The sequence below is a fragment of the Streptomyces sp. NPDC000941 genome (assembly GCF_053599555.1).
The window spans coordinates 1-6,878 of the sequence record NZ_JBSFMM010000362.1; the positions used below are offsets into that span (position 1 = coordinate 1).

The window sequence follows — 6,878 nt, forward strand, 5'->3', positions numbered from 1 at the left end:
ACGGCGAACGGCAGCGCGGGGTCGGCGGGCAGCCCGTCGGGCAGCGGCGCGGCCAGCGGCAGGCCGATCGTGGCCTGCAGTGCGCCGTCGAGGATGCTGGGGTGCAGCAGGTAGCGGTCCAGCGGCTCGGCCGCCGCCGGCAGGCGCAGCTCGGCCAGCGCCTGGGGGCTGCCCAACTCGTCCCTGCCCACGTGAAGTGTCGCCACAGACCGCTGGGTGGGGCCGTAGTCCATGCCGACGCGCGCGTACAGGTCATAGACCTCGGTACCGCTGATCACCCGCTCGGCGCAGGCCACGCGCAGGTCGTCCAGGGTCGGCACGGTCCGGTCGCCGACGTCCGCGGTGCTCGCCCGGCCGGTGCTGCACACCGTATGGGCACCGTCGCCGTCGATACGGTCGATGGTGTACTCCCAGCGGCCGTCGGGCAGCGGCTCGATGCTCACCCGCAGTTCCAGCCCGTCCGGGCCGCAGGTCGCCGGCCGCAGCCACACCACGTCGTGCAGCCGTACCCGCTCCGGGTGTTCCTCGCCCAGGGCGGCCACCACCGCCGCGCGCGCCATCTCCAGCTGCGCGACCGCGGGGAGCAGCCGGCTGTTCCGCACCTGGTGGTCCCGCAGGAACGGCTCGTCGCCGCTGAAGCGGGTGTGGCATACGACGACGTCGCCGCCGTCGGACACCACGCGATGCACCATGGGATGGGGGCGTGTCCCGGCCTCGGGAGCCGCCGTGGCGGAGCCGTCCCGCGCGGACTCCGGCGCGTAAGCGGCCAGGTATTCGGCCACGGCCTGTACCGTCCGGCGTTCGATGAGGACGGCGGATGTGACGGCCGCCCCGTATGCGTCGTCGAGCCGGGCGGCCAGCTGGGCGAGGCCGGTGATGTCGAGCCCGAATTCGGCGAACTCGGCGCGCGGATCCACCTCGTCGGCCGACACGCCGAGCAGTGCGGAGATCTCGTCGACCAGTGCGGTGCGTACGGCGGCCACGCGGTCGGCCGAGTCGTCCTGCGTCGCCCCGTGCCGCTCGGTGACCTGCCCCTGCAGCCAGTCCGCGAGCTGGGCGATGGATCTGTACTCGAACACGATCGTCGGCGAGAGCGACAGGGTCAGCCGGTTCTCCAGCTGGGGCACCAGGGACACCAGCTGCGCGGAGGTGAGTCCCAGCTCGTAGAAGCTGCCGTTGATGTCGACCTGGGAGGCGGGCCGCTCCAGCCGCGCCGCGACCAGTTCCCGCAGTGTGGTCAAGGCGTCCCGCGCCTCTGTGCCCTGATCGGTTTCCGGGGCCGCCGGGTCCGCCGCGGGGGCGGTGGTCACCGCGGCCGAGTGGGCCCCGTCCCGGACGTCCAGGGACTCCGCGGCCCGGACCCGCTTGGCCACCAGCTGCCCGATCTCCGCGATCTGCGCGCCGGTCTCGTCGTAGAACTCGACCGCCAGCCGGAACAGTTCGTCGTCCCGGCGTGCCGAAGCGGCCGGCACCCGTACGAAGCAGCGCGGGCCAAGCGGCGCGATCGCCCGGAACGACTCGAACACCAGCGGCAGATAGAGGTCATCGCCCTGGTGCTCCTCGTCCAGCACATGCATGCCCACGCCGCCACCGAGCAGCCCCGCTTCGAACAGCGCCGGGTGGAAGAGGAAGTTGGGCGCGCTGCCCGAGTGTTCCTGGGGGAGCTCCAGCGCCACGACCGAGTCGGCGACGCGGTGGTGCACCATGCCGCCGACCTTCATCAGGCCCGAGTGGACCAGTTCGCGCTCGCGGACCCAGGCGTAGACATCGGCGATGGACAGAAGCCGTTCGGTTCCCGTGAGCGGCAGGGACAGCCGGCGCCCGCCGAAGTCCGGTGCGGGCTGCCGGTGCGCGGTGACCATGGCGTGCGTTACGTCCGCGCTGTCCTGAGGGCGTCGGCTGCGGACCTCGATCCGCCAGCCCCCGGCGGGCGCCGGGCTCGCCTCCACGGTGGTGAGAATCTGCTCGCCGGGGCCCGCGACGAGCGGCGCGAGAATCGTGAGGTTGCGCAGTTCGACGTCCGGCATCGCATGACCGTGCCGGGCGAGAACCTGGAGCACCAGATCCACATATCCGACGCCTGGGAGGAGGGTGCGCCCGTACACGCGGTGACCGCTGAGCAGAGGATTGTCGGCGGTGACGGTGAAAGTCTCGCTGAACGTCGACGAGCCGGTTGTTGGCATCTCTTCCCCAGGAGAATCGTAATCCATCCCAGAAGAGCGTCGAACCGGCGACCCAGGGATGTTCAGTGCGTACGCGGAATGTGCCTGACAATTGGCGGCGCAGCGCTGAAAGCAGCAGCGAGCCCCAAGTTCACATCAGGAAATATGTCAGCACTGCAAAGAATGAATAAAACGTCAGAGCAGAACAACCCAGCGCATCAGAAAGCGGACACTTTCCGGCACAGCGGAATACGGTCGCAGGAACTGCGTAGACATTGCCAAACCCCCGTTATGAGCAAATCTCGCACAGCAGCGCAGGGCCTACCGTGGGGACGTCCCGTCCACCAACCCCCCGATCTGCATCAACCGTTGAACCCTAACTCCGCAGTCGATCTCGATGCAATAAACTCAGCGTAATGGAGTGAAGCCGAAGCGTAATAGCGGATTGGTTGAATCCGCTGCGAAATTACGTTCGTGAACGGAAAGTGAACGGATCCGCGTGAACCCCGTACCCGCACAACTCGGTCGACATTGCCGTCGGCTATCCTGTAACCTCACGCCGATACTCTTCCGTCTGCCCTTCCGGCATTACGAGATCGGAGCAGCAGACTTAATCCCGACACCGCCCTCCGTACACGACATCGTCATGCTCAGCGAGAGAACCAGGGGGAAAGCACGTGAGTCACGCAGAAAACATGGATAGCGCCGACAACATGGATAACGCGGATAACTTCGAAGAATTCGACGTCGTGGTGGTGGGTGGCGGCCCAGCCGGTTCGACACTGGCCGCGCTCGTGGCCAAAAAGGGCCATTCGGTGCTCGTCCTGGAGAAGGAGTCCTTCCCGAGGTACCAGATCGGGGAGTCGCTGCTGCCGTCGACGATCCACGGCATCTGCCGGCTGACCGGCGCCGCGGACGAGCTGGCGAAGGCGGGTTTCCCACTCAAGCGGGGTGGCACGTTCCGTTGGGGGGCCAACCCGGAGCCGTGGACGTTCTCGTTCTCGGTGTCGCCGAAGATGGCGGGTCCCACCTCCACCGCCTACCAGGTCGAGCGCTCGAAGTTCGATGAGATCCTGCTCAACAACGCCCGCCGCGTCGGCGCGCAGGTGCGTGAGGAGTGCGACGTCATCGACGTCGTCGAGGACGGCGACCGGGTCAGCGGCGTGCGGTACACCGACAGCCAGGGCGTGGAGCGACACGCGGCGGCCAAGTTCGTCGTGGACGCCTCCGGCAACAAGAGCCGCCTGTACAAGCGGGCCGGCGGCAAGCGTGAGTACTCGGAGTTCTTCCGCAGCCTGGCGCTGTTCGGCTACTTCGAGGGCGGTAAGCGGCTGCCCGAGCCCACCCGCTACAACATCCTCTGCGTCGCCTTCGAGAGCGGCTGGTTCTGGTACATCCCGCTGAGCGACACGCTGACCAGCGTCGGCGCCGTGGTCCGCCGGGAGATGGCCGAGAAGATCCAGGGCGACCCGGAGAAGGCGCTCCAGGCGCTGATCGACGAGTGCCCGAAGATCTCCGACTTCCTCTCCCCCGCCAAGCGGGTCACCGAGGGCCAGTACGGTCAGATCCGGGTCCGCAAGGACTACTCGTACCACAACACGACATTCTGGCGCCCGGGCATGATGCTCGTCGGTGACTCGGCGTGTTTCGTCGACCCGGTGTTCTCCTCGGGCGTGCACCTGGCCACGTACAGCAGCATGCTGGCCGCCCGGTCGATCAACAGCGTGCTGGACGGCGTGGTCGAGGAGAAGGCCGCGATGCAGGAGTTCGAGGCGCGCTACCGCCGCGAGTACAGCGTGTTCTACGAGTTCCTGGTCTCCTTCTACGAGATGCACCGCGACGAGAACTCCTACTTCTGGCAGGCGAAGAAGGTCACCAACGCCACCCGCCCCGAGCTGGAGTCCTTCGTCGACCTGGTGGGCGGTGTCTCCTCCGGGGAGGCCGCGCTGACCTCGGCCGACGCGCTGGCGGAGCGCATGCAGTCGCACACCAAGGAATTCTCCGACGCGGTCGACCAGATGGGCGGCACCACCGGTGGCGGCTGGGGCAACCTGGTGAACTCCTCGGTCGTCCGCGAGGCGATGGTCGAGGGCTCCAAGGTCCAGATGCAGGCGCTGCTCGGCGAGGACGCCGAGGACGAGGCTCCGCTGTTCGAGGGCGGCCTGATCCCCTCGCCCGACGGGCTGAGCTGGGTGCACGCACCGACCCAGTGACCGTACGACACCGCCACGGCGCGACCCGTACGACCGGCACGACGACTTCGGCAGAGCGACGGCCACAACACAGAACTGGAGTGACACGTGCGGATCGGGGGAAGTGTCGCGCTGGTCACCGGCGGTGCGTCCGGACTTGGCCTGGCGACAGTACGCAACCTGCACGACCGGGGCGCGTCGGTGGTCATCCTCGCCCGATCCGCGCAGGGCAAGGACATCGCGGCGGAGCTGGGTGAGCGCGTGGTGTTCTCTCCCGGCGATGTGACCAGGGAAGAGGATGTCGCCGCCGCGATCGAGCTCGCCGCGAGCCTGGGCACGCTGCGTATCGCGGTGAACTGCGCCGGGACCGGCAACGCCGTCAAGACCGTCGGCAAGGACGGCCCGTTCCCCCTGGACGCCTTCAACGAGGTCGTCCAGGTCAACCTGATCGGCACCTTCAACGTCATCCGCCTGGCCGCGGCACGGATCGCTCAGGCCGAGGTCGAGGGTGAGGAGCGCGGAGTCATCGTCAACGCGGCCTCGGTGGCCGCGTTCGACGGTCAGATCGGGCAGGCCGCCTATGCGGCCTCGAAGGCGGGTGTCATCGGTATGACCCTGCCGATCGCCCGTGACCTCGCATCGCTGAAGATCCGCGTGGTCACGATCGCGCCGGGGCTGTTCCACACCCCGATGTTCGCTCCGTTCCCCCGGTCCGCGATCGACGCGCTCGGCCGGCAGGTGCCGCATCCGGCCCGGCTCGGGGACCCCACGGAGTTCGCTTCACTCGCCGCACATATCGTCGAGAACCCGATGCTCAACGGCGAGACGATCCGGCTCGACGGCGCCCTGCGCATGGCGCCACGGTGATCTGACTCCGCGTCCGAGACGCGATGGGGCCCGGCCGACCGGCCGGGCCCCATCGCCATGCGTCACTCCGCCGCGGAACCCGCCGTCTCCTTGGTCTCCTTGGCCCTGCGCTGGTCGCCGGTCAACGTCTGCAGCGGCTTCTCCTTGATCAGCGCCACCGCGATCACCGCCACCACCGCGATCGGCACGGCGTCCCGGAACAGATCGGCCGTGGCCGAGCCGTAGGCGTCCTGAACGGCGCGCAGCACCTCGGGCGGAAGCTTGTCCAGATCGGGGACCTTCATGGTGCCGTCTCCCGTGACGGACGATCCGAAGCGGTCCTGCAGACTCGAGGTCACGCGGTTGGCGAGCACCGCGCCGAGGGCGCTGACGCCGATCGCGCCGCCCATGCTGCGGAAGAAGCTCACGGTCGAGGTGGCGGCGCCCAGGTTGCTCGCGGCCACTTCGTTCTGCGCGGCCAGGACCAGGTTCTGGAGGAGCAGGCCGATACCGGCGCCGAACACCACCATGTAGGCGCTCAGGAGCAGCACGTTGGTGTGTGCGTCGATGAAGCTGAACAACAGCGCCCCGACGGTCATCAGCACGGCTCCGGCCACGAGAAACGCCTTCCAGCGGCCGTGCCTGGTGATCAATGAGCCGGCGACGGTGGACGTGGCGAGCAGGCCGAAGACCAGCGGCAGTGTCATCAGTCCGGCGACCGTCGGCGACTTGCCGAGGCTGATCTGCAGATACTGCGACAGGAACACCCCGCTGCCGAACATCAGCACACCGACCACCACGGTGGCCAGCGTGGCCAGGGCGACCGTACGGATACGGAAGATGCCGAGCGGGATGATCGGCTCGGCCGCCCGCGACTCCACGTACACCGCGAGCCCGAGCAGCACCACACCACCGGCGGCCAGGACGGCGGTCTGCCAGGACCCCCAGGCGAACTTGTCGCCGGCCAGCGAGGACCAGATCAGCAGGGCGCTCACCCCGCTGACGATGAGTGCGGCGCCAAGCCAGTCGATCTTGACCTGGCGGCGCACCACCGGCAGATGCAGGGTCCGCTGGAGCAGGACGACGGCGGCGAGCGCGAGCGGCACACCGAGGAAGAAGCACCAGCGCCAGCCGAGCCAGGAGGTGTCCACCATCAGGCCGCCGAGCAGCGGGCCGATGATGGTGGCGAGGCCGAAGACCGCGCCGAACAGACCGGAGTAGCGGCCCATTTCACGCGGTGAGACCATCGCCGCGAGGATGGCGATCGCGAGGGCGTTCATACCGCCGGCGCCGATGCCCTGGACGACCCGACTGAGGAGCAACACCTCGATATTGGGCGCGAAGCCGGCGATCAGCGAACCGCACGCGAACAGCGCGAGCGCGAGCTGGATCAGCAACTTCTTGCTGTAGAGGTCGGCCATCTTGCCCCACAGGGGCACGGCGGCGGTCATGGCCAGCAGTTCGGTGGTGATGATCCAGGCGTAGACGTTCTGGGTGCCGCCCAGGTCGGGGATGATGCGCGGCAGCGCATTGGACACAATCGTCGAGGCAAGATTAGACACGAACATGCCAAGCAGCAGTCCGGAGAGCGCCAGGCTGACCGCCTTGGGCGACATCCGGCCGGGCGGTGCCGCCCCCGGCGGGCCGGCCGGGTGGGGGCCCTCGGGCGGGGCCGGGG

At 68.4% G+C, this 6,878-nt stretch carries 4 protein-coding genes; 2 read left to right on the forward strand and 2 right to left on the reverse strand.

Annotated elements, in window-relative coordinates; genetic code table 11:
• Nucleotides 1-2,183 (reverse strand): phosphopantetheine-binding protein (locus tag ACWDSL_RS50750; RefSeq protein WP_450496228.1); only part of this gene is annotated, 2,183 nt, incomplete at its 3' end.
• 692 nt (nucleotides 2,184-2,875) lie between these two features.
• On the opposite strand from ACWDSL_RS50750, the gene ACWDSL_RS50755 reads away from it, so the two are divergent.
• On the forward strand, nucleotides 2,876-4,375 hold the full coding sequence (locus ACWDSL_RS50755; RefSeq protein WP_450496230.1) for a tryptophan 7-halogenase: 1,500 nt from the start codon (nucleotides 2,876-2,878) through the stop codon (nucleotides 4,373-4,375).
• 87 nt (nucleotides 4,376-4,462) lie between these two features.
• Nucleotides 4,463-5,221 (forward strand): SDR family NAD(P)-dependent oxidoreductase, encoded by a 759-nt coding sequence (locus ACWDSL_RS50760; RefSeq protein WP_450496232.1) that lies wholly within the window; start codon nucleotides 4,463-4,465, stop codon nucleotides 5,219-5,221.
• A 62-nt stretch (nucleotides 5,222-5,283) separates the two neighbouring features.
• Here ACWDSL_RS50760 and ACWDSL_RS50765 read toward each other — a convergent pair whose 3' ends face one another.
• Complete coding sequence (locus ACWDSL_RS50765; protein WP_450496234.1) at nucleotides 5,284-6,816, reverse strand: MDR family MFS transporter; 1,533 nt, start codon at nucleotides 6,814-6,816, stop codon at nucleotides 5,284-5,286.
• Between the last annotated feature and the right edge of the window lie 62 nt (nucleotides 6,817-6,878).